26 protein-coding genes and 1 tRNA gene are annotated in these 26,222 nt (G+C 59.0%); 12 read left to right on the forward strand and 15 right to left on the reverse strand.

Going from position 1 to position 26,222, the window contains the following annotated elements; genetic code table 11:
* Positions 1-142: 142 nt before the first annotated feature.
* The 4 genes from GOW04_RS14620 to GOW04_RS14635 form a co-directional block, all read right to left on the reverse strand.
* Positions 143-219: transfer RNA gene (locus tag GOW04_RS14620), tRNA-Arg, on the reverse strand.
* A gap of 64 nt (positions 220-283) precedes the next feature.
* Positions 284-1,666, reverse strand: coding sequence for a sensor histidine kinase (locus tag GOW04_RS14625; protein ID WP_254430163.1), 1,383 nt, complete (start codon positions 1,664-1,666; stop codon positions 284-286).
* 18 nt (positions 1,667-1,684) lie between these two features.
* Positions 1,685-3,103: an NAD(P)/FAD-dependent oxidoreductase gene (locus GOW04_RS14630; RefSeq protein WP_171233047.1), complete on the reverse strand. Its 1,419-nt coding sequence runs from the start codon at positions 3,101-3,103 to the stop codon at positions 1,685-1,687.
* A gap of 3 nt (positions 3,104-3,106) precedes the next feature.
* Positions 3,107-3,838 (reverse strand): TVP38/TMEM64 family protein, encoded by a 732-nt coding sequence (locus tag GOW04_RS14635; RefSeq protein ID WP_171233048.1) that lies wholly within the window; start codon positions 3,836-3,838, stop codon positions 3,107-3,109.
* Between the two features lie 295 nt (positions 3,839-4,133).
* On the opposite strand from GOW04_RS14635, the gene rpmH reads away from it, so the two are divergent.
* The 12 genes from rpmH to GOW04_RS14695 all read left to right on the forward strand — a co-directional run bounded on the left by rpmH (position 4,134) and on the right by GOW04_RS14695 (position 14,646).
* Complete coding sequence (gene rpmH, locus GOW04_RS14640; protein WP_005980833.1) at positions 4,134-4,268, forward strand: 50S ribosomal protein L34; 135 nt, start codon at positions 4,134-4,136, stop codon at positions 4,266-4,268.
* Between the two features lie 25 nt (positions 4,269-4,293).
* The gene (gene rnpA, locus GOW04_RS14645) at positions 4,294-4,719 is read left to right on the forward strand and encodes a ribonuclease P protein component (protein ID WP_152456929.1); all 426 of its coding nucleotides are present in this window, start codon (positions 4,294-4,296) and stop codon (positions 4,717-4,719) included.
* Positions 4,716-4,961 carry a membrane protein insertion efficiency factor YidD gene (yidD, locus tag GOW04_RS14650; protein ID WP_152456928.1) on the forward strand — a complete coding sequence of 82 codons (246 nt, stop codon included), beginning with the start codon at positions 4,716-4,718 and terminating at the stop codon, positions 4,959-4,961. Before rnpA ends, yidD begins: the two co-directional genes overlap by 4 nt.
* A 67-nt stretch (positions 4,962-5,028) precedes the next feature.
* Complete coding sequence (locus GOW04_RS14655) at positions 5,029-6,645, forward strand: acyl-CoA dehydrogenase family protein (protein ID WP_171233049.1); 1,617 nt, start codon at positions 5,029-5,031, stop codon at positions 6,643-6,645.
* Between the two features lie 43 nt (positions 6,646-6,688).
* A complete protein-coding gene (gene ttcA, locus GOW04_RS14660) occupies positions 6,689-7,582 on the forward strand; it encodes a tRNA 2-thiocytidine(32) synthetase TtcA (RefSeq protein ID WP_171233050.1) in 894 nt (297 codons plus the stop codon).
* Positions 7,583-7,643: 61 nt separating this feature from the next.
* The gene (locus tag GOW04_RS14665; protein ID WP_171233051.1) at positions 7,644-9,176 is read left to right on the forward strand and encodes a bifunctional diguanylate cyclase/phosphodiesterase; all 1,533 of its coding nucleotides are present in this window, start codon (positions 7,644-7,646) and stop codon (positions 9,174-9,176) included.
* A 126-nt stretch (positions 9,177-9,302) separates the two neighbouring features.
* Entirely contained in the window at positions 9,303-11,132 is a 1,830-nt protein-coding gene (yidC, locus tag GOW04_RS14670) for a membrane protein insertase YidC (protein ID WP_171233052.1), read from the forward strand.
* Positions 11,129-11,866 (forward strand): MOSC domain-containing protein, encoded by a 738-nt coding sequence (locus GOW04_RS14675; RefSeq protein ID WP_171233053.1) that lies wholly within the window; start codon positions 11,129-11,131, stop codon positions 11,864-11,866. Before yidC ends, GOW04_RS14675 begins: the two co-directional genes overlap by 4 nt.
* On the forward strand, positions 11,863-12,516 hold the full coding sequence (gene yihA / locus GOW04_RS14680) for a ribosome biogenesis GTP-binding protein YihA/YsxC (protein ID WP_171233054.1): 654 nt from the start codon (positions 11,863-11,865) through the stop codon (positions 12,514-12,516). Before GOW04_RS14675 ends, yihA begins: the two co-directional genes overlap by 4 nt.
* Before the next feature lie 60 nt (positions 12,517-12,576).
* The gene (gene argB / locus GOW04_RS14685) at positions 12,577-13,440 is read left to right on the forward strand and encodes an acetylglutamate kinase (RefSeq protein WP_171119631.1); all 864 of its coding nucleotides are present in this window, start codon (positions 12,577-12,579) and stop codon (positions 13,438-13,440) included.
* A gap of 25 nt (positions 13,441-13,465) precedes the next feature.
* A complete protein-coding gene (locus tag GOW04_RS14690; protein ID WP_171233055.1) occupies positions 13,466-14,152 on the forward strand; it encodes a ferredoxin in 687 nt (228 codons plus the stop codon).
* Positions 14,149-14,646 (forward strand): histidine phosphatase family protein, encoded by a 498-nt coding sequence (locus GOW04_RS14695; protein WP_171119633.1) that lies wholly within the window; start codon positions 14,149-14,151, stop codon positions 14,644-14,646. The genes GOW04_RS14690 and GOW04_RS14695 overlap by 4 nt, the downstream gene beginning before the upstream one ends.
* A 49-nt stretch (positions 14,647-14,695) precedes the next feature.
* On the opposite strand, the gene GOW04_RS14700 is transcribed toward GOW04_RS14695, so the two are convergent.
* The 11 genes from GOW04_RS14700 to rplQ all read right to left on the reverse strand — a co-directional run bounded on the left by GOW04_RS14700 (position 14,696) and on the right by rplQ (position 26,113).
* Positions 14,696-15,487, reverse strand: a complete 792-nt coding sequence (locus GOW04_RS14700; protein WP_152456919.1) for an amino acid ABC transporter ATP-binding protein — start codon at positions 15,485-15,487, stop codon at positions 14,696-14,698.
* 12 nt (positions 15,488-15,499) lie between these two features.
* Positions 15,500-16,798: an amino acid ABC transporter permease gene (locus GOW04_RS14705; RefSeq protein WP_152456918.1), complete on the reverse strand. Its 1,299-nt coding sequence runs from the start codon at positions 16,796-16,798 to the stop codon at positions 15,500-15,502.
* Between the two features lie 3 nt (positions 16,799-16,801).
* Positions 16,802-18,034: an amino acid ABC transporter permease gene (locus tag GOW04_RS14710; protein ID WP_152456917.1), complete on the reverse strand. Its 1,233-nt coding sequence runs from the start codon at positions 18,032-18,034 to the stop codon at positions 16,802-16,804.
* A 126-nt stretch (positions 18,035-18,160) separates the two neighbouring features.
* Entirely contained in the window at positions 18,161-19,177 is a 1,017-nt protein-coding gene (locus GOW04_RS14715; protein WP_152456916.1) for an amino acid ABC transporter substrate-binding protein, read from the reverse strand.
* 205 nt (positions 19,178-19,382) lie between these two features.
* The gene (locus GOW04_RS14720; protein ID WP_171171038.1) at positions 19,383-20,090 is read right to left on the reverse strand and encodes an ATP12 family chaperone protein; all 708 of its coding nucleotides are present in this window, start codon (positions 20,088-20,090) and stop codon (positions 19,383-19,385) included.
* Positions 20,091-20,093: 3 nt separating this feature from the next.
* Positions 20,094-20,765, reverse strand: a complete 672-nt coding sequence (locus tag GOW04_RS14725) for an HAD-IA family hydrolase (RefSeq protein WP_171233056.1) — start codon at positions 20,763-20,765, stop codon at positions 20,094-20,096.
* On the reverse strand, positions 20,762-21,805 hold the full coding sequence (locus GOW04_RS14730) for an RluA family pseudouridine synthase (protein ID WP_171233057.1): 1,044 nt from the start codon (positions 21,803-21,805) through the stop codon (positions 20,762-20,764). Before GOW04_RS14730 ends, GOW04_RS14725 begins: the two co-directional genes overlap by 4 nt.
* A gap of 120 nt (positions 21,806-21,925) precedes the next feature.
* Positions 21,926-22,732 (reverse strand): crotonase/enoyl-CoA hydratase family protein, encoded by an 807-nt coding sequence (locus GOW04_RS14735; protein WP_171233058.1) that lies wholly within the window; start codon positions 22,730-22,732, stop codon positions 21,926-21,928.
* Between the two features lie 98 nt (positions 22,733-22,830).
* Positions 22,831-24,141 carry a replication-associated recombination protein A gene (locus GOW04_RS14740; RefSeq protein WP_171233059.1) on the reverse strand — a complete coding sequence of 437 codons (1,311 nt, stop codon included), beginning with the start codon at positions 24,139-24,141 and terminating at the stop codon, positions 22,831-22,833.
* A 3-nt stretch (positions 24,142-24,144) separates the two neighbouring features.
* Positions 24,145-25,530 carry a trypsin-like peptidase domain-containing protein gene (locus GOW04_RS14745; RefSeq protein WP_152456910.1) on the reverse strand — a complete coding sequence of 462 codons (1,386 nt, stop codon included), beginning with the start codon at positions 25,528-25,530 and terminating at the stop codon, positions 24,145-24,147.
* Between the two features lie 160 nt (positions 25,531-25,690).
* Complete coding sequence (rplQ, locus tag GOW04_RS14750; protein ID WP_171233060.1) at positions 25,691-26,113, reverse strand: 50S ribosomal protein L17; 423 nt, start codon at positions 26,111-26,113, stop codon at positions 25,691-25,693.
* Positions 26,114-26,222: the final 109 nt, after the last annotated feature.

Raw genomic sequence — 26,222 nt, forward strand, 5'->3', positions numbered from 1 at the left:
ACGAGCTCGTCCACACAGATCCCAGCATCGCATTGGCCGCCAAGACGAATCGATCTCCCCAAGCCTAGTCGGGTTCGAAAGGCAGTTGGGTCAATGTTGTGACGGAAAGGTCAAACATCTCTGACGTTTTATAAAAGGAAAGTGGCGGACCGAGGAGGATTCGAACCCCCGACCCCTTGATTCGTAGTCAAGTACTCTATCCAGCTGAGCTATCGGTCCGCGTTGGTGAGGCGGTGTTTAGACCTGCTGCCCGAGACGTGCAAGCCGATTCTTCAAAAAAAAATCAAAAAGTCATGTCCCCGCGCGGAAGGCTGATTTCAAAGACTGTTCCCTCGGGTCCGGTCTCTTTCAAAACCAGATCCCCGCCATGGCCGCGCACCAGCTCTTGCGAGATTGCCAGCCCCAGACCCGAGCCACCCTTTCGGACCCCGCCCTGGAAAGGCGTGAACAGGTTTTCGCGCGCCTTGGGGGGAAGACCCGGCCCTGTGTCGCGGATTTCGATGCACCAAGTGTCATCGTTTTCACAGCCCGCAATGGTAACCCGGCCAGGTTTTCCGGAGGCAACCAGCGCCTGTCTTGCGTTGCGCACGAGGTTCATGATGACGCGGTATAATTGTTCGGGGTCGGCACGGGCCACAAGGGTGTCCGGCACTTCGTTCACGATCTCGACGCAGGCATCAGCGACGGCGAGTTGTTCGCTGGCCGCGACATCCGCCGCGATTGCGCGGATCGGAACCATAGTCAGAGTGGGCGCGGGCTCTTCCGCGCGTCCAAAGGCCAATGTGCTTTCACAAAGAGACACTGCCCGGGTGATGGAATTCACCAGTTTCGGCGCCATCCGCCGCACCAGCGGATCATCGCTGGCCTCGATCCGATCGGTAAACAGCTGCGCCGACGTCAGGATATTGCGCAGGTCATGGCTGACTTTGGCGACGGCCCCCCCAAGCTGCGCCAGCCTTTCCCGCTGTTTGAGCGCCTGGGTCAGGTCCGTTTGCAGCATCTTCAGTGCCTCCTCGGCCTCTCGCAGCTCCGTCACCTTCGAATTCGGCGAGATTATGCCACGCGCGTCCTCTGGCGCACTGGCATAGCGCTGCATGTAGCCGACGACGCTTTTGATGGGCCGCACAAGTACGACGCGCACGGCGAGAAACAGAAAAAACGCCGTGATGATGGAGATCACAAAGGAGAGACCGAGAATACGCAACCCGTAGTCAATCATCGCCGTTCGCAACGGCATGCTGTCCATAGTGACTTCGATCAGAAGGCCTGCCCCCTTTACCGGTTCTCCGATGACCCGGACGACTTCGTTTTCGGGCTTGAGAAAGCGGCTGAGCGCATCCCGGATCAAAACCCATGGGCTTGCATCCCGCAAATCGAACGTGTCGGCGATTGGATCGGGAATCGGCGACGACAACATCAGTTGCCGAACCTCATCCCGTCGCAATACGACATTGTAGACGCCTGCGTTTGCCAGCAGTTCCGCCTCAAGATCTTCGGCAAGCATGTCGTCCGCCAGCAAAGCCAGCGAGGCGATCTGCGCGCGTTCGAGCCTGTTCAGTAGAAAGTCCTCGCGGAATCGGGCGATCGACGGGACAAAGATCAGAACCTCGGCCAACATGACGAAGACCGTCGTCAGGATCAGAAATCGGCCCGACAGCGAGTTCAATTTGCGCCCCTCCTCAGGTCAGGGAATCCAGCGCAGGACGAACCTGACCACTCGTTTAACTGTCTGATTCTCAAACAGCCTTGGCGAGAAATAAGCACCCGCCACACGTTTGTTAAGCTCTCCGATCGTCGGATAGGGTGAAACCATGGCAGCGATCTGCCCCATCTTCAGGTTATTGGCCAAAGCCAACGACCACAAGTTGATCAACTCACCCGCCTGATGCCCGACGATTGTGGCGCCGACGGGTCGGCCTTTCACGACCATGACCTTGACGAAGCCTTTGGTTTTGCGCTCGGCAATCGCCCGGTCATTGTGGAGATAGTCAAAGCGGGCGATTTCGAGCTTTTTACCATGCACCTCGCGGGCCTGAGCTTCGGTCAGTCCGATCTGGGCCAGCTCCGGGTCCGTATAGGTGGCCCAAGGAATATGTTCCGTTTTCGCCCTGGACGGCAGACCGAACAGGGCCGAACGAATGATGACACCTGCATGATACCCTGCAACATGGGTGAATTGCAGGCCACCGGCCACATCTCCGATCGCATAGACGCGGCGATTGGTCGTGCGCAGCGCGTCATCCGTCATGATGCCGGTTCTCGTGCGTTCAATTCCGGCTGCCTCCAGATTCAGACGCTCGATATTGGCTTTGCGACCGACGGCGATCAAAAGATGAGAGCCCCGGTGAGTTTCACCGTTTTCGGCAACGACCTCCACAGCGCCCTCTGTTCCGCGCACCTGCGCGATCATGGCGTTTTCCCGGATGTCCACGCCTTCACTGCGCAGGGTATCCAGCACCACGGAGGCAGCCTCGGGATCGTCTTTGCCCAAGGCTTTGAGCCCTTCGACGACCGTCACCTTGCTGCCGAGGCGTATATGGGCCTGCGCCATCTCCATCCCGATCGGTCCGCCCCCGATGATCAGCAGGTGATCTGGCCGCTCTCTCAAGTCAAAGATGGTTTCGTTCGTATAATAGGGCACCGTGTCCAACCCCGGAATCGGCGGCACCAGCGGTGATGAACCGGTCGCGATGACGATGCGACGTGCACAGATGACATGATCCCCGGCCTGCACCTTTTCAGGGGATATGAACGTGCCGTATTCGCGGATGACCTTCACGCCGAAGGCTTCGAACCGCTGCTGACTGTCCATCGGTTCGATCTGCGCGATCACATCATGAACATGATCCTTTACTGCGGCGTAGTCGACCTGAGGGATTGTATCAGCGACGCCAAAACGAACGGAATGCGCCTGAGCGTGGGCCGCTTTGCCACTTGCGATCAGCGCCTTCGACGGGACACAGCCGAAATTCAGGCAATCCCCACCCATCTTGTGCCCTTCCAGCAGGACAACATCCGCGCCCATCTGGCTGGCGCCCGCAGCGACGGACAATCCTCCGGACCCGGCGCCAATGACCAGGAGATCGGTTTTCAACTCTTTCATGGTTCAGGTGCCTCTTTTCGCGCGCAGTGCTTTGAAAACGATGGGCAAGGCGGCCAATACGCACAACCCTGTAATCGGCCCGATCACGAACGGTTCCCACAGCAACGAAACATCAGGCGTTTCCCCACGGTCGAATACACCGCCCAAACCGACCCCGATCCACGTGTACACGATACCTCCGGGGATGATGCCCAGCGCGGTCGTCAAAAGAAAATTGCGGAACTTCACACCGACCAAAGCCGGCACGAGATTGGCAACAAAGAACGGCACGACCGGCACCAGTCGCAGCAGAAACAACACCGAGATTTCGTTTTCCCGCAGACCGTCCTTCAGTTTCCTGACCGTGCCTTCTGATGATTCCAGGCGCGACGTCAGGGCTTCGCCCAAGCCCCAGCGCGCCGCCAGAAAGATCGCCGACGCACCGATGGTGGCGGACACGACATTGAAAACGGTTCCCGCAAAAAGACCGAAAAGAAAACCCCCCGTCATCGAAGCCACCGCGGCACCGGGCAGTGAAAAGGCCACTATGACGATATAAATGGCGACAAAAGCGGCTGCCATGACCCAATAGTGACCGTCCCGCCACGCCAGAAGCGCCTCGCGATTGTCCCGCAAGGTCTCGAAAGTCAGGTAATCCCCAAGTGTGAAAAAGCCGACAACGGCAACGCTCAGGATTACAAGCAACGGAATGTGGCGCGCGAAACCATTGCGCGGCGCCTGGCTTGTGTCGGACATCAGATTTTCCGGTTCTTTGTGCTTCATCTTATGCCCAAGATGCGCTGACTGACCGGCCTGCAACAGGGGGATCACGGGGCCTTGATCTGTGTGGCACCGAATGTGAGGGATTTCGGCGATAAACGGGTATTTTGAAACCTTTTGCCGTTGCCGGTTACAGAATTGTTGCAAAAGCTGCGAAAACCTGGCCGTTGGGGTTTGACTTACCCCCCGCTTGGCAGTAGAGGACGGGCTTCGAACACCACGGGCAGGCGAATCCGCGCCGCACCCGACCGCATAGATTGGAGACGGAGCGATGAAACGCACCTATCAGCCTTCGAACCTGGTTCGCAAACGCCGCCACGGTTTCCGCGCGCGCATGGCCACTAAGGCCGGCCGCAAGATCCTGAATGCACGCCGCGCACGCGGCCGCAAATCGCTGAGCGCGTAAACCGCTCACCGATCAGGTTATGAACATGACGCCGCCGGAGGCCCCTGAGGTTGGTAGGAACCACCCCGGGAACAAGCCCCCGGCGGCGTCCGTTTGTGCATCTGCACCTCTGACCGTTCTCAAGAAACGGTCCGACTTTCTGAAAGCGGCGCGTGCCCGCCGACAAGGCACGTCTTCGATGATGGTTCAGGCCCGCAAGCGCGCGCCCGGCGAGGGCGTCGGGATTCGCGTGGGGTTCACCTGCTCGAAAAAAGTGGGCAATGCCGTGGCCCGCAACCGCGCCAAGCGCCGTCTGCGCGAAGCCGCGCGGGCCGTATTGCCCGAAGCCGGCCGCGACGGGTGGGATTACGTTCTGATCGGCCGCGCCGAAGTTACCGCCAACCGCCCCTATGACGCACTGTTGGACGACCTGCGCTATGCGCTCCGCAAGGTGCATGCGGCCGAAGAATGACCTTCCTGTCCCATATCGTCGCCCTGCCTGTTCGGGCGTATCGGCTGATCTTCAGCCCATGGGTCGGTTTCAACTGTCGCTACCAACCCACGTGTTCAGCCTATGCGCTTGAGGCGCTGGAGAAACACGGGGCGGTCAAAGGATCCTACCTGGCCGCTCATCGGATCTGCCGTTGCCACCCTTGGGGCGGCGACGGATACGATCCGGTACCTGACGACAAGCATAACGACCCTTCGTCCTGACCCCTCGTCAGACTTGACCGGCTAGTGCCGCGCCTGAACAGTTGGACCAGCACAACCCGAGGTCCCAATGAAATCCCCAGCGCGCGACACCCTGCCAACCCACGATGTCCTGAACCAACCGCCCGCGCGCGGCGGCATCGATCTTTGGCTGTCCGATCCGGTCCTGCAAGACGCAGCAAAGACAGCGGGCGCGCGCGCTTTGGAACTGGTGGCATATGGCAAAACACTCGGAACCGAAGAAACGCGGGAACTGGGTCGGGAAGCCAACCGGCATCCGCCAGAACTGCGGCTGTTCGATCCCGGCGGCAGACGCCTGGACGAGGTGCGCTTTCACCCGGCCTATCATCAGATGATGCAGATCAGCCAATCGGCGGGCTATGCCGCACTGGCCTGGGATAGACAGCCCGGAGGGCACGCGACCCATGCGGCGATGGTCTATTTGGCCGGACAGGTCGAACCCGGGCATTGCTGCCCGATGACCATGACCTATGCAGCAATCCCTGCACTGGCCGCCAATGAACACATTGCCTCGCTCTGGCAGCCAAAACTCATGGCCCGCCACTATGATCCTTCGAAGGAACCGATCGGTCAAAAGACCAGCGCGACGCTAGGGATGGCGATGACCGAGAAACAGGGCGGTTCGGACATACGCGCCAATACGACCATTGCGACCCGCGACGGGGATCACTGGCGCTTGCGCGGGCACAAGTGGTTCTGTTCCGCGCCAATGTCGGATGGGTTCCTGACACTGGCACAGGCGCCCGGCGGGTTGACCTGTTTTCTGGTGCCCCGCTGGCTCGAGGGCGAACGCAATGCGATCCACCTGATGCGTCTGAAGGACAAGCTGGGCAACAAATCCAACGCATCTTCGGAAATCGAGTATCATGACGCGCTGGCCTATCAGTTGGGCGAAGAAGGCGCGGGCATACGCACCATACTGGAAATGGTGCACCACACGCGGCTTGATACAGCCATGGCACCGGCCGGGCTGATGCGTGCCGCGCTCAGCGCAGCGCATCATTGGGTGGAACACCGCAGCGCATTTCAGCGCCGATTGATTGATCAACCGCTGATGCAAGCGGTCCTGTCCGACCTTGTTCTGGACTGGGAAGGCGCAGTGACTCTGGGAATGCGTGTGGCGCAGGCATTTGACGGTCAAACGCCCGAAGACAAGGCCTTTGCCCGGATCAGCGTCGCATTGGCCAAGTTCCTGAACAACAAGCGCTGCCCGGTCGTCGTCGTCGAAGCGATGGAAGTGCTGGGCGGCATGGGGTATGTCGAAGACACGCCCTTGCCCCTGATCTATCGTGAAGCGCCCCTGAACAGCATCTGGGAGGGGTCAGGCAACGTGATCTGCCTCGATATCCTGCGCACTCTGGCCCGTGAGCCGCTGGCTGCCGAGGTTCTGGAGGCCGAGTTGGATACGGTGACAGGCGCAGACAGAAATTATGACGCAGCACTGACCGCGCATCGCAGCCGCTGGCCCGGTCTGCCGCCCGAGGCCGAAGCGCGCTGGTACGCTGAACGCACGGCACTGCTGCTGACGGCCTCGCAATTGCTGCGCCATGCGCCCGGCGCTGTGGCTGATGGCTTTGTTGCCACACGTCTTTCCGGTGACAGCGGCCGCATTCCCGGAGCAGTAGCCGGGTTGGATACCGGCGCCCTGCTGGCGCGGCTTGGCTGACCCGCCACTTGCCCGGTTGCGCCATCTGCTGTAGGGGCAGCGCATGTTTGATGATGCAGACGATATCCACCCGCTCTTTGCCGGCGCGCCCTCGACCACCGAGTTCAAGAAACTGCGCAAACGCATCGTGCGCCAGACCCGCGAAGCGATCGAACAATACGGGATGGTTGACCCGTCCGCCCATGACAAGGACGGCACACCGCCGCGTTGGCTTGTCTGCCTGTCGGGCGGCAAGGACAGTTATACGCTGCTGGCCGTCCTCTACGAACTCAAATGGCGCGGATTGCTGCCTGTCGATCTTCTGGCTTGCAATCTGGATCAGGGGCAACCCGGATTTCCGGCAACGGTCCTGCCAGAGTTTCTGGACCGCATGGGTGTGCCACACAGGATCGAGTATCAGGACACATACTCTGTTGTGATGGACAAGGTCCCGCAGGGCCGAACATATTGCGCCCTGTGCTCGCGACTGCGCCGCGGCAACCTGTATCGCATTGCCCGGGAAGAAGGCTGTTCCGCCGTCGTGCTGGGCCACCACCGCGACGATATTCTCGAAACGTTTTTCATGAACCTCTTCCACGGAGGCCGTCTGGCCACCATGCCACCGAAACTGGTGAATGAAGAGGGAGATCTTTTTGTTTTTCGCCCGCTTGCCCACGTCGCCGAAGCCGACTGCGAGAAATTTGCCAAGGCCATGCAATATCCGATCATCCCCTGCGATTTGTGCGGCAGTCAGGATGGGTTGCAACGGCAGCAGGTCAAACAGATTCTCGATCAATGGGAATCGAACAGTCCGGGTCGGCGTCAGGTTATGTTCCGCGCGCTAACAAATGCACGCCCGTCGCACCTTCTGGATGCGAAACTCTTTGATTTTGTTAATCTTTCCGTAAACTCCGACGAAAAAGCGGAAAATTTGGAAGAAATACCGCTTCTGCGTTAACGACTGACTCAGACTGGTTTCCTAGGCTCGGCATACCATTCATGCCCAAGGTCAGGACCCGATGCGGAATCATCCTTTCGTCGACCGTATTTTTGAAGCTTTGAGAAACGTGGCATACGGCCCAGCCGTTCTTGCCTTTGTTCCGGCAACAAGCCTGGGGGCGTTCTGGCTTGGCGGTGAACGCGCTTTGGTCGCGGTGGCCCTGGGCTTGCCCCTGATGATTGCCGGTATAGGCGCAATGGCCCCCAACCAGGCAGACAGGAAACGGCAACAAGGTGGCCTGCTGCCGAATGACCAGATCGAAACCGTTCTGGCAGAGGTGCTCTCGGATAGTCGCCGCAGCGGTGAAACGTCGGCCTGTTTCGCTGTGATCCTGGACGACTATATGCAAATACTTGAACTGCATGGCCAAGCAGCAGCAAACCATGTGGCACAGCAATTCTGCTCTCGTGTCATGTCCATGATCCGCGCCAGTGACTCCGCGACCCGGATCGATGGAAACAAGATGATGGTTGTTCTGCACCCGGCGCAACAGCTTGATCTGGAAACCTGCATACAGATGTCGGGACGAATACAATCCGCAGTCGAAGACCCCATCATGCTGAACGGAACCGGAGTTTACATGTCCTGCTCCATCGGTTTCTGCCTCAGCAGCAATGTCCCCGACGGCACCGCGACGGATTGGTGCAACGCTGCAAACAACGCGCTGCAAGAAGCACAGCAAAACGGGCCGTCGACGATTCGTGCCTTTTCGTCCGAAACACGTCGCCGGGCTCAGGTCAGAACCAATCTGCGCAAGGAATTTGATGCGGCGCTGGAAAGCGGTGAAATTCGTCCATGGTTTCAACCGCAGATCTCGACGGATACCGGGCGCGTGTCCGGGTTCGAGGCTCTGGCCCGCTGGGAACACCCGAAAAAAGGAGTGCTGGGTCCCAATGTCTTTCTGCCCTTTGCCGAACAGGCGGAGTTGATGGGCAAACTGGGGCAGGCGATGCGGCATCACGCCTTTTGCGCAATGCGCGAATGGGATCGCGCCGGTCTGACCGTACCACGCATCGGCATCAACTTTTCGTCGGACGAATTGCGTGACCCGGGGCTGATCGACCGCCTGAAATGGGAATTGGATCAATGCGATCTGACCCCGGACAGATTGGCGGTCGAAGTATTGGAGACCGTGTTTTCCAGAGGGCCGGATGACGTAATCACCCGCAATGTCACGGGCTTGGCCGCGATGGGGTGCTGTATCGATCTGGACGATTTCGGCACAGGGCATGCCTCGATCGCGTCAATCAAGCGGTTCAATGTGTCCCGGATCAAAATCGACCGCTCTTTCGTGACAAAGGCGGACCAGGACCCAAGCCAGCAGCAGTTGGCCAGCGCAATTCTGACCATGGCAGAACGGCTGAGTCTGGAAACGCTTGCTGAAGGTGTTGAAACGCCCGGGGAACACGCCTTGATGGCGCAATTGGGATGTGACCACGTTCAGGGGTTTGGCATCGGCAAGCCCATGCCTTTCGAAAAAACCAAGGGCTGGATCACGTCTCATTGCAACAAGATCGACGGAATGCCCAAAATCGGGCGGCAAACCGGCTGAAGAACCGGAAACTGCGCCACAGAAGACCAATCCGTGACGAAATGACGAGCGATTCCGCTTGACCTTTGGGCCTGCACTCTGTTGAACCCTGCGGGTGTCTTTCACTGCTCAAGGTGGCTGTCCCAGATGGACGATCAGAACAAGAATCTCATCCTCGCAACCGCGCTCAGCTTTCTCGTGATCCTGGTCTGGTTCGTGCTGTTCCCCCCGCCGGAACCCACACCAACCACGGAACAGGCTGAAATCGCCAGCATCGAAGGGAATGAGGTTCAGACGCCCAGCGCCGCTGATACCGGTACGGTCGGCGAAGCAACTGCAAGCGCCACTGAAGCCGAAGCCGAACCAGAGGCGCCCCGCGTCAGCATCGACACGCCCCGCCTGACGGGCAGCCTGTCGCTTGCCGGTGGCCGAATTGATGAGCTGTCTCTGAAGGATTACAAGGTTTCACTGGCCGAGGATTCTCCGATCGTCGAACTTCTGTCCCCAGTTGGAAGTGACTCGGCCTATTATGCGCTTTATGGCTGGGCCCCCGGCGCGGGCCTGTCGGTCACGGACGTTCCGGGCCCGAACACTCTTTGGACGCTTGAGCAGGGCGAAACTCTGGGTGTTGACACTCCGATCACGCTGGCCTGGGACAATGGAAACGGCCTCACCTTCCGCCGCACCATTGCCGTTGATGAAGACTATATGTTCTCGGTCACCCAGTCGGTCGAGAACACCACGGATGCTGAGGTCGGCATGGCCCCCTACGGCATTCTGGCTCGCCACGGTGTAGGCGAAGACGGTGATCTGCCGGGCCTGAAGAACTTCTTCATTCTTCACGAAGGCGTCATGGTCATGTCTGACGGCGTTCTGGATGAGATCGACTATGGCGATGTGCGCGATTTCGATATCGACCCCAATGAACGCGCACAGGCCGAGGTCTATCAGGTCAAAGAAGGCGGCTGGATCGGGTTCACGGATCACTACTGGATGACCACCCTGATCCCGGCCGAGGGTGCAGCGTTCAAGGCCGCTGCCAAATACGATTCACGTCGCAAAATCTATCAAACGGAAACGGTTCTGCCGACGCTGACAGTCGCGCCCGGTACGACGGAAGAGGTCACGACCAGACTGTTCGCCGGTGCCAAGGAATGGGAAACCATCCGTGAGTATCAGGTAGAAGGTGTTCAGAAGTTCATCGACAGCATCGACTGGGGTTGGTTCTACTTCCTGACCAAGCCGATCTTCTGGCTGCTGCACAACATCAATGCCCTGATTGGAAACATGGGCTGGTCTATCATCGGCCTGACGCTGATCATCAAGGCCATCCTGTTCCCGCTTGCCTTCAAGTCCTACGTCTCGATGGCGAAGATGAAGGAATTGCAGCCGCAAATGGAAGCCCTGAAAGTAGCCGCAGGCGATGATCGCCAGAAAATGCAGCAGGGTATGATGGAGCTGTACAAAAAGGAAAAGGTGAACCCTGCCGCAGGCTGCTTGCCAATTCTGTTGCAGATTCCGATCTTCTTCTCGCTGTACAAGGTGATTTTCGTGACGATCGAACTGCGTCAGGCCCCATGGTTCGGCCCGTTTCAGGACCTGAGCGCGCCGGATCCGACGTCGATCTTCAACTTCTTCGGCTTGCTGCCTTGGGCCGCACCTGCACCCGAAAGCCTGATGGCGCTGATCTTCATCGGTATTCTGCCGCTGCTGCTGGGTATTTCGATGTGGTTGCAGCAGAAACTGAACCCGGCGCCAACCGATCCGACGCAGGCCATGATCTTTGCCTGGATGCCTTGGGTCTTCATGTTCATGCTGGGTGGTTTCGCCAGTGGTCTGGTCGTGTACTGGATCGCGAACAACACTATCACGTTCACACAGCAATATCTGATCATGCGCAGCCAGGGCTATAAGCCGGATGTATTCGGAAACATAAAGTCCGGTTTCAAGCGGACGCCAAAAACGGACAACAAATGAGCAGAACGGTCTCAAGCCTTTGGCGCCACCCGATCAAAAGCCATGGGCGAGAAGCCCTGAGCCAAGTCACACTCATCCCCGGGCAGACCATGCCCGGGGATCGCGTTTGGGCGGTCGCTCATGAGGCCGCCAAAACCGATGGTTCGGAATGGGCACCCTGTTTCAATTTCAGCCGCGGTTCAAAAGCGCCTCAGTTGATGGCCATTTCGGCCGAATTGCAGGGCGACCGGGTTACATTGCGCCACCCGCAGCGACCGGATCTCGGTTTTGCGCCGGACACCGAACAAGAGGCTTTTCTGGACTGGGTAAAGCCACTTATGCCGGCGGACCGGGCCGCATCTGCCCGGATCGTTCGGGTTCCGGGGCGCGGTATGACGGACAGCGACTTTCCATCGATCAGCCTGTGCAACATGGCATCGCATCGCGCAGTCGAACAGAAACTGGACCGGACTCTGTCCATTGTTCGATGGCGCGGCAATATCTGGTTCGAAGGTCTGCCGTTGTGGGATGAGTTTGACTGGCTGGGTCGTGACGTGCGCATTGGCGAGGCCGTGCTTCGCGTCCGCGAGCGGATCACGCGATGTATGGCCACCACCGCCAATCCCGAAACCGGTGAGAGGGACGCAGACACCCTGCGCGCCCTGAACAGTTGGGACCATCAGGATTTCGGCGTTTACGCCGAGGTAGTCCAGGGTGGCGAAATCCGCGTCAACGATGAGGTGCAGCTGCTATGACCGCGCTTCCCTTCCCCCTGGCCGAAGACCCGGATGAATTCGCCCAGGAGCGAGGCCGCAAACTGTTTGCAGGCCCGTCCGAGTTCGTCAAAGGCGTTGTCGCCATGAATGGCCTTCCCGCCCCTGACCGGTTGGAAGTCTGTTTTGCGGGGCGTTCGAACGTGGGCAAATCCAGCCTGATCAATGCCTTGACCGGCACGAAGGGTCTGGCCCGCGCATCCAACACGCCTGGCCGCACGCAAGAGATCAACTTTTTCACCCAAGGCCCTGAACTCTATCTCGTGGACCTGCCGGGCTATGGCTACGCAAACGCCCCGGTGAAAGTGGTCGAGAAGTGGCAGAAGCTGCTGAAACAATATCTCAGCGGGCGCCAGACACTGCGCCGCGCCTTTGTCCTGATCGACTCGCGCCACGGGGTAAAACCGGTCGATGACGAAATCATGAAGTTGCTGGACACCAGCGCCGTGACATTTCAATGCGTTCTGACCAAGGCAGACAAGGTCAAAACCAAGGATCGCGAGAAGGTGCTGGAGCAAACCCGGGCCGCGTTGTCCAAACATCCCGCGGCTTTTCCGGAAATTGTACTTACCTCTTCCGAAAAGGGTGATGGCATCGCGACCCTGCGGTCCATCATTGCGCATCTGGAATAGCTTCGCCCTTGGCAGCGTGGGGCAAAGGTCCTAACACGGTTTTCCAGAAGGACTTTAGCTATGAAGACACGAGATATGAACCGGGACTGGATCGCCACCGCAGCCACACTCAACAGCGCCCTGCCCTATCTGCAGCGCTATGATGGAGCCATCGTCGTCATCAAACTTGGCGGACACGCCATGGGCAGCGACGAGGCGATGGAAAGCTTTGCCCGGGACGTGGTTCTGATGCGCCAGGTGGGTGTGAACCCGGTGGTCGTCCACGGCGGTGGTCCGATGATCAATGCAATGCTGGGCAAGTTGGACATTCAATCCGAATTCGTGAACGGCAAGCGAGTGACCGACAAGGCCACGGTTGAAGTGGTCGAAATGGTTCTGTCCGGACTCGTGAACAAGCGCATCGTACAGGCGATCAATGATCAGGGCGGATCAGCCGTGGGCCTGTCCGGCAAGGACGCAGGCCTGATGGTCTGCGATCAAACGGATGCGTCGCTGGGCTTTGTCGGCACCCCTGCCGAGATGAATCCGAAGATCCTGCATGATCTGTTTTCACATGACGTAATCCCGGTCATCGCCCCGCTTGGTGCAGGCCGCGACGGTGAAACATTCAACGTCAATGGTGACACGGCAGCCGGAGCAATCGCTTCTTCGCTCAAGGCAGACCGTCTGTTGCTGCTGACGGATGTTTCCGGTGTCAAGAACGCGGCGGGCGATGTCGTGACCGAACTCAAGGCCGGTCAGATAAGGGAAATGACCCGCGAAGGCACCATTGCAGGCGGTATGATACCCAAGACAGAAACCGCACTGGACGCCCTGCACAGCGGCGTTCGGGCTGTCGTCATACTTGATGGGCGCGCACCCAATGCCGTGCTGCTGGAGCTGTTCACCGAACATGGGGCCGGGTCGCTGATACGCCCGGACTGATCCCCGCAAGAGAGGAGGAGGAGACATGACACATCTTGCACAGCCTTCCTCTGATCCTGACGCGACGCCTTATGAACAGGTTGAAAACGCCGGCCGTGATGCTGGATTGTTGGTCATGGGCGCGCTGCATCCTCGCCACGTTGCAGCCAAAGACCTCGAAACCGGTACGCTGATCCTGTTGGGGGCCGGGCCGGAATTCTGGCCCGTATTAAAGGCCTCACCGGAATGGCACCAGGACGACCCCGTTGACCGATGGTCGAAAAGGGTCGTCGGTCAGATGGCCGAAAGGCTGGGCGCACAGGCGTATTTTCCGTTCGGCGGCCCCCCGTACACGCCATTCATCGACTGGGCGCTCAAATCAGGGCGGACGTTCAGCAGCCCGGTCGGGGCATTGGTGCATGATACCGTTGGGATGATGATTTCCTATCGGGGCGCACTGCATTTTGCCGAAGAGTTCGCCATCCCGGCCACTTCCGGCGTGTCGCCTTGCGAAAGCTGTGCCGCGCCTTGCACGACGACCTGCCCGGTCAGCGCGCTGAAAGCGCAGGAGTTCTATGACGTCGCTGCATGCCACGACCATCTGGGCACCGCTGAAGGTCAAACCTGTATGGCGGGCGGGTGTCTGGCCCGCCTAGCCTGCCCTCTGAGCGCGGGCGCAGGACGCGACCCGGAACAATCGGCCCATCACATGAAAGCCTTTCATCGGTCATGACCCGAATTCTGATCCTGACACGTCATGCGAAATCCAGCTGGGATAGCCCGGGTCTTGGCGATCATGACCGCCCGCTGAACAAGCGTGGACGAAAGTCAGCCCCGGCCATCGCTGCTTGGTTGCGTCACCACGGTTGGTTGCCGGATGAAGTCCTAAGCTCTACATCAACTCGCACCCGCGAGACATGGGATCGCATGGGTTTGCAGGCCGATAAAGTCAGCTTTCACAGCGCGCTCTACCACGCTGATTCAAAGGTCATGCTGCGAGAGCTTTCAGGTGCTACGGAACCGGCGGTATTGATGCTGGGCCACAATCCCGGGATCGCCGATTTTGCCAACCGTCTGGTGCGACAACCGCCAAATCATACACGCTTTTTCGATTATCCAACCTGTGCAACAACCGTCATGTCGTTCGACTTAAACAGCTGGGCCGAGGTCCGATGGCAAACCGGGACGGTGCTGGGGTTCACCATACCGCGTGAGTTGATCGAATAAAAAAAGGCGGGGCAATACCCCGCCTTAATTCTTTCAGCCTTTGTGCAGGTCAGTGACCCAGAATCTGGCTCAGGAACAGTTTGGTCCGCTCGCTTTGCGGGTTGTTGAAAAACTCTTCGGGTTCGTTCTGTTCCACGATCTGACCGGCATCCATGAAGATCACGCGGTTGGCGACCTGACGGGCAAAACCCATCTCATGCGTCACGCAAAGCATGGTCATGCCTTCCTCGGCCAGTTCGATCATGGTGTCGAGCACCTCTTTGATCATCTCGGGGTCCAGCGCCGATGTCGGTTCATCGAACAACATGATCCGTGGCATCATGCAGAGCGAGCGGGCGATCGCCACACGCTGCTGTTGACCGCCAGAAAGCTGACCGGGAAACTTGTCAGCCTGCTCGGGGATTTTCACCTTTTCCAGGAAGTGCATTGCACGCTCTTCAGCCTCTTTCTTGGGCGTCTTGCGCACCCAGATTGGGGCCAGCGTACAGTTTTCCAGAATGGTCAGGTGCGGGAACAGGTTGAAGTGCTGGAACACCATTCCGACCTCGGAGCGAATCTTGTCGATGTTCTTCAGGTCATTCGACAGCTCGATCCCGTCCACCACGATCTTGCCTTGCTGGTGTTCTTCCAGCGCGTTCAGACAGCGGATCAGGGTGGATTTGCCCGACCCCGAAGGTCCCGCAATTACGATCCGCTCGCCCTGATTGACGGTCAGATTGATGTCGCGCAGCACGTGGAAGGACCCGTACCACTTGTTCATGCTGTTGATTTCAATGGCGACCTCGTCGCTCACCTGCATCTTGGAGCGGTCGATTTCGCGGTCGATTGCAAGTTCAGACATGTGTTGAACTCCTTAACGATGATCTGTGGCAAGGCGACGCTCGAGCCACTGAGAATATTGAGAGATGCCGTAGCAGACGACGAAGAACAGAAGCGCGGCAAAGCCCAGAAGCTCCCAGTAGACGCCGTTCCATTCGGTCGACGCCAGGATGGGTCCCCGGATCATGCCCACCAGATCGAACATCGAAATGACCGAAACCAGTGTCGTATCCTTGAACAGGCCCACGGCCACGTTCACAATCCCGGGGATCGAGATCTTCAGCGCCTGCGGCAGGATGATAAGCCGCATCGCCTGCGGATAATCCAACCCAAGACTGTCTGCGGCCTCGTACTGCCCGCGCGGAAGCGCTGCCAGACCGCCGCGGATCACCTCGGCGATATAGGCGGACGAGAACATGGTGATCATGATCACGACGCGCAGGAACAGGTCGACCGTGCTGTCAGGCGGGAAGAAATAGGCCAGCATCACCGAAGCCACGAACAGCAGCGTGATCAGAGGCACGCCGCGGATGAATTCGATGAAGATGACGCAAACCCACTTGATCAGCGGCATGTTCGACTGTCGCCCCAAGGCCAGTGCGATCCCAAGTGGTACCGACAGCGACACACAGGTTACGCCCAGCATCATGTTCAGCATGAAACCGCCCAAATCACGGCTGGGAACGGCCGTCAGCCACGCATTCTCTGATGCGCCTTCCGGGATCAGGGCCCCTCCGACGTTCCAGATGACCAGTGCCGTCACAATTGCTCCGAAGAACCCGGCCGCAAAGTTGTTGTTGCCCAGCTTCTGGAAGACACCACCGGCGGCTATGCAGCCAACTAGTGCAACCAGAGGCACGAGGATCGTGCCACCCCAGATCAGCCAGAAAGCCAGGAAGGGATAGACCGCAGTGAACAACAGCATCTTGCGAGGCAAGTCAAAGAAAAGCACCGGCGCAATCGCTACCAGCATCAGCACAAAGGCCAGGTTCGGCCGCCAATAGGCATCGACGGGGTACTTGAACCCATAGATCAGCTGCGGCCAGCGTTCCGTCAGAACCGCGAAACAGGCTCCGGTCTTGTCCCCCAGAATCTCGCGGCATTCCGCGAGCGAGTTGGCATTCCACACTCCGTTCAGAATCCATGGCAAGGTATTCTTGAGAAGAATGTAGATCAGGATCAGCGACAGAACTGTCAGGATCGAGTTGACGACCCCTGAGAACAGATTCTCGCGCAGCCATTTGACGACGCCGGTCTCATTTGCCGGCGGCGGTGAGGGCGGGATGGTGCCTTCGGCCACGAAGGCGATCGGGTTTGTTGCTTGATCACTCATGGCTCAGCGCTCCTTCAGCTTGACGGAAGCGTTGTAGATGTTCATCCCCGTCGAAATCAGCAGCGAGGCCGTGAGGTAGAACAACATCAGCAGCAGAACGCATTCAATCGCCCGGCCGGTCTGGTTCAGGGTAATACCACCCAGTGTTGCGGTGATATCCGCATAGCCAACGGCAATCGCGAGAGACGAGTTCTTGGTGATATTCAGATACTGCGAGATCAGCGGCGGGATGATGACCCGCAATGCCTGGGGCAGGATGACCAGTTTCATGATCCGTCCCTGACGCAGTCCCAACGCGGCGGCCGCCTCGGTCTGACCTTTGCTGATCGCCTGAATGCCCGCACGCACGTTTTCCGCGATAAAGGCACCGGTATAGATCGAAAGGGCAAACCACAGCGCAATCAGTGGACCACCGGCATTCAGTCCACCGCTGAAGTTAAAGCGCTTCAGCTCGGGGACATCCCAGGTCAGGCCCATGATGATCATCAAAAGCACAAAAGGCACCAGCCAGATTGCCAGTTTCGGCAACAGCGTCGCGGGACGCTCGCCGGTTTCCTCCTGCTTCTTGGTCGCGCGTTTTTCGACTTCGCCACTGACGAACCACGATCCGATCAGGACGGCGATGACCAGCAACCAGTTCAGGGCTGTCGATGCAAACAGGCCATTGGCGAACTCGGGACGGGGAAAATAAATACCTCGATTGGTAAAGGCAAAGGACCCAAACAGCATTGAAGACGTCGGGTTTTCCCCCCGGAACGCGCTGGGCGCCGGCAACACGGCCGTCATGATCGTGAAGATGATGATGATCCAGATCAGAACCGGGATGTTCCGGAAGATCTCGACATATACCGCCATCAGCTTCGACACGAGCCAGTTGTTCGACAGTCTTAAAACACCCGCGATCACACCGAAAACCGTTGCGGTGATACAGGCCAGGAAGGCCACGAGCAAAGTGTTCAGCAAACCGACAAGTGCCGCGCGTGCATGCGATGACTGACTGTCATATTCAACAAGACGCTGGTTGATGTCGTACCCGGCGGAATCGCCGAGGAAAGCATAGGAAATATTGAGCCCTGCGGCCCTGAGGTTCTGGATCAGGTTGTTGCCCAGATACCAGATGGAAAGCGCAATGACGATGGCCGCAATCACCTGAAATGTAAGAGAGCGATAGCGGGTATCGTTTATGAGCATAGACAACCGAAAATCAGCTTTCGGTGGGTCAGTCATAGTCGACATATTTTGGGATCCCCGTGGCTTGCGAGCTGTTTCATTTCGGCGAGGTTTTCCCCGCTCTGCATCTGCCCGCAGCAATTTATTGTAGAAGAGGGCGCAGGTTGCCCCGCGCCCTCTTCCATTGATGCCTTAACGGAACGGCGGCGAGTACAGCAGGCCGCCTTCGGTCCACTGTGCGTTCAGGCCGCGCGCCAGGCCGATCGGTGTTTCTTCACCGATGTTCTTGGCAAAGATTTCACCATAGTTGCCGCCAGCTTTGATCGCTTTGGCCGCCCAGTCGGCGTCCAGACCCAGCATTTCACCCAGAGTGCCTTCTGTACCCAGCAGGCGGTTGATTTCCGGGTTGTCGGTGCCGGCGCTCAGCTCGTCGATATTTGCCGAGGTCACGCCCAGCTCTTCAGCCGAAATCAGTGCGTTCAGGGTCCAGCGGACAACGTCGCCCCACTCGTGGTCGCCATGACGGACCAGCGGGCCCAGCGGCTCTTTCGAGATGATTTCGGGCAGCAGGATGTGCTCGTCCGGCGCTTCGAAGGTGGCGCGGGTTGCGGCGAGGCCCGATGCATCAGTGGTGTAAACGTCACATGCACCAGCCAGGTACTGCTGCTGCGCTTCGGCGTTGGTTTCGATCGGAACCGGCTCGTAGCTGATGTTGTTGGCACGGAAGAAATCGGCCAGGTTCAGCTCGGTGGTGGTGCCGGTCTGGATGCAGACACGGGCGCCGTCCAGTTCCTTGGCCGAGCTGACGCCCAGCGCCTTGGGAACCATGAAGCCCTGACCGTCATAATAGTTCACACCGGTGAATTCGAACTTCAGGTCGACGTCGCGGCTGAAGGTCCATGTGGTGTTTCTTGCCAGCATGTCGATCTCGCCCGAGGCCAGAGCGGTAAAACGTGTCTTACCAGTGGTCGGAACGAATTCAACGGCGTTGGCGTCACCCAGAACGGCAGCAGCAACAGCGCGGCACAGCGATACGTCAAAGCCTTGCCATTCGCCATTTGCGTCGGGTGCAGCAAAACCAACCAGACCGGTGGTCACACCACAATTCAGCTTGCCGCGTGCTTTAACGTCGTCAACGGTCCCTGCCATGGCTGCGCCAGCAGCAAGACCGGCAATCGTTGCCGCGCCCAAGATTACGGATTTTTTCATTTTTACCTCTTCCTGATTTTCCGCCCCGTCCGAGACGGCTCTGCCCGGCAAGTGGATGCCGGATAGGTTACCCCAAAGGTGTCTCCCCTTTAGTGGCACCGAGTTTGGGCGTATTCATAAACAAACGTCAAGGGCCGGATCATCGAAATCGATGGATCAGGCCCCAAGCTGTTTACAGATTTGCTCAAAAAACCGGAATTTAGGATCAAACCGATAATTCAAAGAAGCGTTTGGCATGCATAAAGGCTGCTTTCTTGGCCTCGGCAACCTGATGGGCTTCTTCGTCATGGCCCCATTGTTCAATCTGCCAGGTTTCATCCAATCTTGAAATGCGCCATATTTCGTCCGGATTGCGCCAATTCATGGCGGCCGCAAAGCCAAGAATCAATGACCCCGACAAGCTGACAAGATCGTGAAAAGCGGCCAGTTGGAACGCATCCAGCCCGTGCACTCGAGAACGCAATGTCGCCAGGGCGGATTCCGGCTGCGGTTGATGCAGGACGCCCGCAACCGGAACCAGACGGGCAGACAGCGCGGTCTCGGCCCAATCCAGGGCGGGGTCCCATTCGGCGCTCTGACGATCCTGCAACTCCTGCGGGTGGGTTGCGCGATAACACAATAAATCGGAATCGCCGTAATCGGCCAGCATGTCGGCCACTTCCCCGTGCTGGATGCGGACTTTGTCAATCGCTGCATTTGCAGAACGGGTGAACGGCATCACGGCAGGATCAACTTCTTTTTCCTGCGCGTCCCATTCCCCTGCCACCGCTTCGGCCATGGGGCGGGTTGGCAGGATCAGGTCTGCCTTGGCGGGTGTTTTGACCCTGCGGCCATCCAGTTCGACGGTGAAGCCGCCATCAACCGCGACAACGGTGCTGTCCTTCCAGAAGCGTTTCGGTTTCCAGTCACTCATCTTTCAATCCCACATCCCAGCCAGCGCATTGGGCAACTGGTCAAAGGTTTCGATAATGCAAGAAGCTGCGGTCAGAGCCGATCGGTCATGATAGCCCCAGGTGACGCCGATGCCGCGAACACCGGCGGCCGCAGCCATATCCATGTCAAAGCTCGTGTCGCCGATCATCACTGCACAGGCCGGATCGACCCCGGTTTCCGCCAATGCGGTCTGCACCATGGACGGATGCGGCTTTGACGGGTGGTGATCCGCGACCTGCCGGGTCACGAAATACGGTTCCAGCCCGTGGGCTTCGATCAATGCGTCCAACCCGCGCTGCGACTTGCCGGTTGCTACGCCAAGAAGCACTTCGGGTATGGCATGCATCGCTTCAATCGCCTCGCGCGCACCGGGGTACAGCGGCGAACTTGCCGCGCCCAATTCAAGACGATGGGCGTGATAGGCCACTTTATACCCGTCGACCAGATCGTTCTGGACCGAAAGAGGCTGTTCCGGCACCAACCGTGCGATGGCATGCGGCAGCGACAAGCCGACAATGGACAGGATCGCCTTTCGCGTCGGAACCGGCACGGAAGCGGCCTGAAAGCTGGCGGTCATGGAATGAACGATGCTGCCCTGACTGTCGACCAGAGTGCCGTCGACGTCGAACAGGACCAGCCGCAAGGGTGCGCTCATTGCAGCGCCTCAAACGGGTCGTCAGCCGCCAGATCCTCGCTCCATCCGAACGTGTCCCAGCTATGCTTCATATGCTCGGGCAAGGGCGCCGTCACGGTCACTGGTTTCCGCGTCACCGGATGCAGGAAGGACAGCCGCCGTGCGTGCAGATGCAGCTTTTTGCTGATGATCCCACCCAGTTGCGCACCCCATCCGTCGCCAAGGTTTTCCTGACCCGAACCACCGTATTTTCCGTCGCCGATAATCGGATGTCCGATTGCGGCCATATGCGCCCTCAATTGGTGCGTACGTCCAGTGATCGGCTCCATCGCGACCCAGGCGGCGCGGCCGGCAACTCGATAGAGTGTTGCGTAATGCGTATGCGCGCGTTTCGCGCCCGGAGTGCTTTCAATTTCGTTCATATGCACGGGGATCATCTTTTCACCCTCGCCGTGCTTGCCATGACCGGGCGCCTTGACAAGGCCGGTCTTGATCTCCCCTAGGTACGGCGTTGGAACACCGGCAACCAGCGCCCAGTAGATCTTGCGCGTATCGCGGTGACGGAAAGCGGCCGTCAGACCCTTGGCGGCCTCACGCGTGCGGGCCAGCAGCAGAACACCTGAGGTGTCCTTGTCCAATCGATGAACCAGCCGAGGGTTCTCGTCATAGCCGAACCGCAGCGCTTCGGACAGGCTGTCAACATGCCTTGTCTGCCCGCTGCCGCCCTGCACCGGCAGACCATGCGGCTTGTTCAGCGCCAGAATGTGATCGTCGCGGTAGATCACGCAGGACTGGATCATCTTGGCATCCGCATCCGAGATGTGATGCTTGACCTCAGCCGGTTTGTGATCAGCGTCCGGCAAAGGCGGCACGCGAACAACCTGCCCTGCCTCCAACCGGGTCGAGGCCTTGGCACGGCTACCATCAACACGCAATTCTCCCTTGCGGCACATCTTTTCAATGCGCCCCTGGCTGACATGCGGAAACAGGCGGCGCAGCCAGCGATCCACGCGCTGGTCCCCATCCCCTTCGGCGACTGTAATCATCTGCACGCCACTCATGCCATTACCCCTTTTTCCGCGCGGGTGATCCGCCCGGATTGCGTGTTTATCCGTGTCCCAGAAATCATGGGCGTCTGTCGCGCGCAACGCGGCAAGAGTCAAGGTATCAGGCTCTGGATCTCAGATGTTCGAGAAGTCGCCGTGCCGACCTGCCCCATCCCGAAAACGGGCCGCACCAGCGGTTCCTTCGCGGCGAATGGCATCCAACCCGTTGGCCCATTCAACCTTCAGCGCGTCACGAACCGGCATTCCACGGGTTTCGATGATCGACCGGCGGTCTGCCCGAACGGCCTCTTGCGGGAAACGGGCGATATCATGTGCCATGTCTTCAGCCGCCTTTCGTGCTGCGCCATGCGGAACGACCTTTTCCGCCAGCCCAATCCTGTAACACTCCTCCGCCTCGACCTTGCGCCCGGTCAGAGCAATCTCCAATGCTTTGCCCTGCCCCACCAGACGCGGCAACCTGACCGAACCACCATCCATCAGGGTAATCCCCCAGCGGCGGCAAAACACACCCAAGTAAGCCGTTTCCGCCATGACCCGGATATCGCACCACAAGGCAAGCTCCATTCCTCCGGCCACTGCCGCGCCTTCTATCGCGCCGATGACAGGTTTCGAAAGCTCCAGCCGCGACGGCCCCATGGGCCCCAGCGTTGACGGGGCCGAACCGATGGGAAAGCCATGTTGGTCGAAATACGCCTCGCGCCGTTCGGGATCGGCCAGCGATGCGGCAAGTTTCAGATCCCACCCTGCACAGAAATTGCCACCTTTGCCCCAGAATACCGCAGCCTTGGCCGAACTGGCCTCGAAACTCAGAAATGCCTCGACCAGAGCCTCGGCATGTTCCGTATCAACGGCGTTCCGCGCATCCGGCCTGTCGTGAATGACGGTCCAGACATCTTCGGATTTGTCGATTGAAATCGGCATATCAAGCCCTCCCCTGCAAGCTTTGACCCAAGGGAAGCGTTCAATTTCAATCCTGTCGCCTGTGACGCAGCGGAACCTCCACGACTGACCCTGCGTTACTAGCTGTTCCGCTGTGTCCGCAACTTGGCAAAATAATCGAGGCGTTTCTTTAGCTCACGCTCGAAACCGCGCTCGACCGGCTGATACAAAACCGGGCGTTTCATCGTCTCGGGGAAGTAGTTCTGACCGGAAAACCCGTCCTCGGCATCATGGTCATAGGCATAGCCCGCGCCGTAACCCTGATCCTTCATCAAAGAGGTCGGCGCGTTCAGGATATGCTTGGGCGGTGGCTCGCTGCCGGATTGCTTGGCCAGCCGCATTGCCGCCTTGTAGCCGACATAGGCGCCGTTGGATTTTGGCGCCAGGGCAAGATAGACCAGCGCTTGAGCAAGCGCCAACTCGCCCTCGGGTGAACCCAGACGTTCGTAGGTTTCCCACGATTGCAAACAAATGGCCTGCGCCTGCGGATCGGCCAGGCCTATGTCCTCGACCGCCATGCGTGTGATCCTGCGCGCAAGATAACGCGGATCTTCGCCCCCGGTCAGCATGCGCGCGAACCAATACAAGGCCGCATCGGGGTCAGATCCGCGCACCGATTTGTGCAGGGCCGAGATCAGGTTGTAATGCTCATCACCGGATTTGTCGTATTTTGCAGCCCGCCGCATCAAACGCGTTGACAGCGCGTCGGGGGCCAGCGGCGCGTCCACCTTCCACGCCGAAACCTGTTCGATCAGGTTCAGCAAAGCCCGACCGTCGCCGTCGGCCATCTCTTGCAACGCATCGCGGGCGGCAGGCGTCAATGGCAACGCGCGGCTCAACTCTTTCTCGGCCCGCTGGGTCAGACGCTCCAGATCGGCAAGGCTCAACCGTTCCAGCACCAGCACCTGCGACCGGCTGAGCACAGCGGCATTCAACTCGAATGACGGGTTCTCGGTGGTTGCGCCGACCAACAGGATTGTCCCGTCTTCCATATGGGGCAGAAACCCATCTTGCTGAGCCTTGTTGAAGCGGTGAATCTCGTCCACGAACAACAAGGTGCCCTGCCCGTTCTGGCGGCGTATTTTCGCGGCCTCGAAGACTTTCTTCAGATCCGGCACACCGGTAAAGATCGCACTGATCTGAACGAAGTGCAGATCGGTTTCCTGTGCCAACAGCCGTGCAATCGTGGTCTTTCCAACTCCGGGAGGGCCCCAGAAGATCAGGCTGGACAGACTGCCTGCCGCCAGCATGACACCCAGAGGGGCCTCGGGGCCCAGCACCTGCTCCTGCCCGATCACCTCGGCCAGGGATCGAGGCCGCAACCGGTCAGCCAGAGGCCGGTGAGGAGAAGCGGCAGGTTCTGCCGCCCCGGTATCGAACAGATCACTCACAGGTCACAACCGGAACCGCAAAGAGACGGACCGCCCCCCGCGCACCAGACCTATCTGCACGTAACGGCCCGGATCGGTCAGCGCGGTCTCAACGTCCCGAGGGCGCTGGATCTCATCGGCATTGATGCTTTCAAGAATATCACCGGTTCGCAAACCCGCCCTTCCGCCATACGGGCCGGGATCCACCACGACGACACCGGTCAGCGACAGCGACAATCCCATCCTGGTGATCACCGCGGGATTGACCCGGGACACCACCAACCCCGGAAGAACGGTTCTGTCATTCAACGTCGTTTCTTCGGCGGCCGGAACGTCGGGGGCTTTGATAAGCGCCACCTCAACATCTTCACTTTGGTCGCCGCGCAGACGGGTCAGAACCGAGGTTCCGCCCACTCCGGCGACCGACATCCGAAACTTCATCTCGGCGGGCGAATTGACCTCATCCCCGTCCACATGGGTTACCACGTCTCCCACTCTGAACCCTGCGTCGCGCAAAGGGCTGAGCTCATGCAGATCAGAGATCACAACGCCCAACGGGATGGCCAGACCAAGGGATTCCGCGATATCCGCGCTCATGTGTTGACCCGACATTCCCGCCCACGGGCTGACGAAGGTTTCGTTTCCCTGCTGTGCCTGCTTGAGGAATTGCGCGACCAGATTGGCGGGGATGGCAAAGCCTATTCCGTTTGACCCACCCGATCGGGTCAGAATCGAGGTATTGATCCCGATAAGCTGGCCATTCACATCGATCAGCGCCCCACCGGAGTTGCCCGGGTTGATTGCCGCATCCGTCTGGATGAAATACCCGCGGCCATTCCCGGTTGCCGTGCCCGTGCGCGCCAGCCCCGAGATGATGCCGGACGACACCGTCTGCCCCACCCCGAACGGGTTTCCGATGGCCAGGGCCAGCTCTCCAACCTCGACCTGATCGGAATCGCGAAGGGTCAGATAGGGCAGGTCTTCGGCCTCTTTCAGCCGCAGGATCGCGATATCGCTTTCCTCATGGCCCAGCACAACCTCGGCCGAGAACTCGCGCCGATCCGTGGTGACAACCCGAATCTCGGTCGCGGACCCGACCACGTGATAGTTGGAAACAACATACCCATCGTCAGACAGGATAACCCCGGAACCCAACGAGTTTTGAACCCGCTGACGTGGTTCGCCAAACCCCCGGCCAAAGAAATCCTGAAAGAACGGGTCCGAGAAAAACGGGCTTGCCCGGCCCTGCCGGACGATCTTGGCATAGATGTTCACAACCGCCGGCGATGCCTGTTTCACGACCGGGGCAAATCCCAACGAAATCTCGGCCTGTGACTGCGGAACTTTCGTTTCGGCCATTCCTTGCGTCGCGCAGGTCAAGGCAACAAGGGTCAGCATTACGCGGATCATGGTGGCTCCGTTTTTTGCGATTGGCCCAGATATGCTGACACAAAATCTGAATTGCAAGTCGGCGGTCGGGTATGCCCCGCAACATGTCGGACATGCCATAACGAAAAAACCTCCGTCCGGTTTCCCGAACGGAGGTTCGACCGTGACCTCGGGTCAGATCTTATTCTTCGCCTGCTGCCTCTTCGGCGGCAACGCGGGCTTTGTCGGCCGCACCTTTGGCGTCCAGATCACGGTCAACGAATTCGATGATCGCCATCGGGGCCATGTCGCCATAGCGGAAGCCAGCCTTCAGGATGCGGACATAACCGCCCTGACGCTCGGCGTAGCGGGGGCCCAGAACTTCGAACAGCTTGGCGACGTCCTTGTCTTCCTTCAGCTGTGCTGCGGCCTGACGACGGGCGTGCAGGTCGCCGCGCTTGCCCAGAGTGACCAGCTTTTCGATGATCGGGCGCAGTTCTTTTGCCTTGGGCAGAGTTGTTTTGATTTGCTCATGCTCGATGAGCGAGCCAGCCATGTTCGCAAACAGCGCCTTGCGGTGCTCATGAGTACGGTTCAGGCGGCGATAACCACGTGCGTGACGCATTTTCTAGTTCCTTCTTTTGCGTTTTGCTTTGTCTGGCCGGCGATGCGTGTCACCGGCTCTCCTTGGGGCGGGAATGCCCATATGGTCCCCGGATATTCCCACTTCGGGC

Origin of the sequence: Ruegeria sp. HKCCA4812, assembly GCF_013034245.1 — a bacterium.
Classification (GTDB): domain Bacteria; phylum Pseudomonadota; class Alphaproteobacteria; order Rhodobacterales; family Rhodobacteraceae; genus Ruegeria.